The 709-nt window shown below is 72.5% G+C and carries 1 protein-coding gene; it reads left to right on the forward strand.

The features are described from left to right. Window positions 1–551 (forward strand): WD40 repeat domain-containing protein (locus CV1CTNOD_RS02450; RefSeq protein ID WP_431607055.1); only part of this gene is annotated, 551 nt, incomplete at its 5' end. Between the last annotated feature and the right edge of the window lie 158 nt (window positions 552–709).

Consider the following 709-nt stretch of genomic DNA (forward strand, 5'->3'; position numbering starts at 1 on the left):
CAGCCGATCCCACCACCCCCCGGCCGCTCGGCCCCCTGACCGGCCTCACCGGTTCGGGGACGGTGGTGTTCTCCCCGGACGGGCGCACCCTGGCCGCCAGCGACGATCAGACGGTACGGCTGTGGGACATGACCGACCGGACGGCTTTTCGCCCGCTCGGCCCGCTGACCGGCCTCACCGACGGCATCAGGATCACCGCGGTGGTGTTCTCCCGGGACGGGCGCACCTTGGCCGCCAGCGGCTACAACGGGACGGTGCAGCTATGGGACACAGCCGATCCAACCACCCCCCGGCCGCTCGGCCCGCTGGGCAGCCGCACCGCCCCGGTGTTCTCGGTGGTGTTCTCCCCGGACGGCCGCACCCTGGCCAGCGGCGGCGCTGACACCATGGTGCGGCTGTGGGATGTAAGTGACCGGGCCGACCCCCGCCCCCTCGGCGGGCTGCTGACCGGCCACACCGCCCCGGTGGGATCGCTGGCGTTCTCCCCGGACGGCACGCTCTTGGCCAGCGGAAGCAACGATCAGACGGTACGGCTGTGGACGGTTGGCTGACCCGGCCCCGAGGCTTTCTCTTGTCACCGGCTATTGTGGCGCAGCGACCGTGTGCCGGCGCCATACGTGGTCCTGCGGGAACCCGTTGATCGCCCGAAGGCCGCTCGGCGCACGACGTCACCCGGTCCCGGTCGCTGAACCGCTCGCGGCCCGGGAAG

The sequence above is a fragment of the Protofrankia symbiont of Coriaria ruscifolia genome (assembly GCF_900634745.1).
GTDB lineage: Bacteria > Actinomycetota > Actinomycetes > Frankiales > Frankiaceae > Protofrankia > Protofrankia californiensis.